Annotated in this window: 6 protein-coding genes; 4 read left to right on the forward strand and 2 right to left on the reverse strand. The window is 67.0% G+C overall.

Annotation, left to right across the window (positions count from 1 at the left end):
- Positions 1-127: response regulator (locus GH737_RS13950; RefSeq protein WP_476749621.1), on the reverse strand; the 127-nt coding region annotated here is incomplete at its 3' end.
- 181 nt (positions 128-308) lie between these two features.
- On the opposite strand from GH737_RS13950, the gene GH737_RS13955 reads away from it, so the two are divergent.
- From GH737_RS13955 to GH737_RS13965, 3 genes are read left to right on the forward strand one after another with little or no spacing between them, the layout of a single operon-like run.
- Positions 309-1,004, forward strand: a complete 696-nt coding sequence (locus GH737_RS13955; RefSeq protein ID WP_338061787.1) for an RluA family pseudouridine synthase — start codon at positions 309-311, stop codon at positions 1,002-1,004.
- A complete protein-coding gene (gene arfB / locus GH737_RS13960; RefSeq protein ID WP_155265387.1) occupies positions 994-1,404 on the forward strand; it encodes an alternative ribosome rescue aminoacyl-tRNA hydrolase ArfB in 411 nt (136 codons plus the stop codon). Before GH737_RS13955 ends, arfB begins: the two co-directional genes overlap by 11 nt.
- A gap of 38 nt (positions 1,405-1,442) precedes the next feature.
- Positions 1,443-1,883, forward strand: a complete 441-nt coding sequence (locus tag GH737_RS13965) for a GAF domain-containing protein (RefSeq protein WP_155265391.1) — start codon at positions 1,443-1,445, stop codon at positions 1,881-1,883.
- 91 nt (positions 1,884-1,974) lie between these two features.
- Here the strand turns inward: GH737_RS13965 and GH737_RS13970 are convergent, their stop codons facing one another.
- Positions 1,975-2,445: a universal stress protein gene (locus GH737_RS13970; protein WP_155265388.1), complete on the reverse strand. Its 471-nt coding sequence runs from the start codon at positions 2,443-2,445 to the stop codon at positions 1,975-1,977.
- Between the two features lie 124 nt (positions 2,446-2,569).
- Here GH737_RS13970 and GH737_RS13975 point away from each other — a divergent pair.
- Positions 2,570-3,020: biotin/lipoyl-containing protein (locus GH737_RS13975; protein WP_155265389.1), on the forward strand; the 451-nt coding region annotated here is incomplete at its 3' end.

The raw sequence follows: 3,020 nt of genomic DNA on the forward strand, positions 1-3,020 counted from the left end.
ACAGCTTGGCGAGATCGAGGCCTTCCTCGCCAAGGTCGGTCGTATAGACGTTGAAGCCTTCCGTACCGAGCATCAGCTCGATGCTTTTGGCGGTCGTCGGCTCGTCTTCGATCAGCAGCACGCGCATCGTGATTTCCCCCGTTCACGGCCCGAAGCGTTACCCGCGCTTAACGGCCTTGAAGCAAGCATTAACCATTCGAGGTCTGAAGGGAAAAGGTTAATATTTCCTAACTCGCTGGATTCCTTAAGTTGTTGCACAGGAGTCACAAATCACTCCACAAGCTACCCACCGGTTGTCCACAGGAGGCGTGGCGCGTTTGTCCTTGAAAGCCGGCTCGTTCATGGGTGGCAGTGTGCAACTTTCGGACTGCATTCTCTTCATCGACGCGGAAGCGATCGTGCTCGACAAGCCCGCCGGGCTGCCGGTCGACACGCCGCGGCGCGGCGGCGATTCGATTGCATCCAGGCTGGATCAACTGCGCTGCGGCTTCAAACGCCCGCCGACGCCGATGCACCGGCTCGACACCGACACCAGCGGCTGCCTGCTGTTCGCGCGCACGCCCAAGGCGCGCGCGCTGTTTCAGCACGCATTCGAGACGCGGACGGTCGAGAAATACTATCTGGCGGTGGTCGCCAGCGAGATCGACGAGGACGCGGGGGTCATCGATGTGCCGCTCGCCAAGCATTCGACCGCGGAAGCGGGGTGGAAAATGGTCTCCGATACTCATGGCTCTCCAGCGACAACGCGGTGGCGCAAGCTATCGGTCCGCGACGGCTCCACTCTGGTCGAGTTTCAGCCGCTCACCGGCCGCACGCACCAGATCCGCGCCCACGCGCGCGAGGCGTTCGGGCGCGGCATCGCCGGCGATCGGGTGTACGGGATCCCGGGCGGACCGATGCTGCTCCACGCGTCGCGGATCGTGGTGAAGCGTCAGGGCAAGCCCGCGATCGACGTGATGGCGCCTCTTCCGGACACTTTCGGCGAGTGGCGCGATGAAGCCTGAGGACGTTGAAATCCCCGAAGACGCACTGAGCGAAAGCTTCCTCGCCGCGACGGGGCCCGGCGGGCAGAACGTCAACAAGGTCGCGACCGCGGTCCAGCTGCGCGCCGACCTGTTCAAGCTCGGCCTTCATCCCGATGCGTACGAGCGGCTGAGGCGCATCGGCGGAAGTCGGGTGACCGGCGCGGGCGAGTTGATCATCACCGCGCGCCGCTTCCGCACTCAGGAGGCGAACCGCGCCGATGCGCGCCGGCGGCTGGCGGAAATGATTGCCGCGGCCCATATCGTGCAGGCCAAGCGCAAGCCGACGCGCCCGAGCCGTGCGGCCAAGGCGAAAAGGGTGGACAGCAAGCGCCAGCGCAGCGCGGTCAAGCAGGGGCGCGGAAAGGTGACGTTCGATTGACCTACGACTTCAGGATCACGGCCGCTGACCCGGCGACAATGTACCGCGACCTCGCGAGCGCGCTGGAGGGGCTGGTGTCAGGCGAGACCGACGCCGTCGCCAATATGGCCAACGCAGCGGCGCTCATCTGGGAAACACTTCCCGAGCTGAACTGGGTGGGCTTCTACCGCAATGTGGAGGGGGAGCTGGTGCTCGGTCCGTTCCAGGGCCGCCCGGCGTGCATCCGGATCAAGTTCGGCGAGGGCGTTTGCGGCGTCGCAGCGCAGACCCGGCAGGTGCAGCGCGTCGAGGACGTCAATGCCTTCCCGGGCCACATCGCCTGCGACAGCGCGTCGAACAGCGAGATCGTCGTCCCGCTGGTCCGCGACGGCCAGCTGATCGGCGTGCTCGACATCGACAGCCCGAGGACCGGGCGCTTCACCGAGGGAGACGAAGCGGGCTGCGCCAGGCTCGGCGAGATTCTTTCCCGCGTCCTCTAGCCGTACCCCGGCGAAGGCCGGGGTCCAGTCCCAAAAAAACAGCCGCGTTCCGCGGCTCCTGGGCCCCGGCCTTCGCCGGGGAACAGTCAGATCAACTCAGCTGCTCCAGCCGCTCGTCGCTAAGGCTTCCCGGGATGATCATCACCGGGCACGGCAGCTTGCCGGCGTCGTTGCCGGTGAAATGGGCGACCAGCACGCCCGGGCTGCCGCTCGGCGCGGCGCCGAGTACTAGCGCGGCGACCTCGCTGCGCTCGCCGACATAGTCGCGCACGGTGCGCACCGGGTCGCCCTGCTGGACGATGACTTTCGCTTCGACCCCCGACTCGTCGAGCAGCTCGCCGATCGCCGAGCTCACCACGCCCTGGATTCTCAGCCGCTGCTCTTCCTCGATCGCGGCCTGGACTCCGCCGAACTGAACGAAGTCCTGAGGCTCGACGATCCCGAGCACCTCGACGCGGCCGCTGGTCTTGGCGGCGCGGCGGGCGGCGAAGCGCAGCGCGACGCGCGCCTCCTGGCTGTCGTCGACGACGACGAGATAGGTACGCTTGCGGTCGTCTCCCATGCGCAACGATTGCTGCGTTAATCCGCGCTTAAGCGCAAGCGGCGGCGCAGGGATTTCGGCGCGCCCTTGACCTAAGTGGCCGCATTGGCTTTGAGCCGCGCGAGCCTTTTCAGGACAAGCCCTCATGCCGATCGAACTCAAGATGCCCGCCCTCTCGCCGACGATGGAGGAGGGAACGCTCGCCAAATGGCTGGTGAAGGAGGGCGACGAGGTGAAGTCGGGCGACATCCTCGCCGAGATCGAGACCGACAAGGCGACGATGGAGTTCGAAGCGGTCGACGAGGGGACGGTCGCGAAGATCCTGGTGCCTGAGGGAACCGACGGCGTGAAGGTCGGCGCCCCGATCGCGATCCTGGCCGGCGAGGGAGAGGATGCGTCCACCGCAGCCGGCGCCGCGCCCAAGGCGGACACTCCGCCGCCGGCACCGCCGAAAGCCTCGCCACCGCCCAAGGCCGACGCGACTCCGAAGGCGCCTCCCTCGCAGGCGCCGGTTGAAACGCCGGCCGCTCCGCCGCAGCCCGCTTCATCGCCTCGTGCGGACGGCGACCGCGTCAAGGCCTCCCCGCTCGCCCGCC

Origin of the sequence: Sphingomonas segetis (assembly GCF_009720245.1) — a bacterium.
GTDB lineage: Bacteria > Pseudomonadota > Alphaproteobacteria > Sphingomonadales > Sphingomonadaceae > Sphingomicrobium > Sphingomicrobium segetis.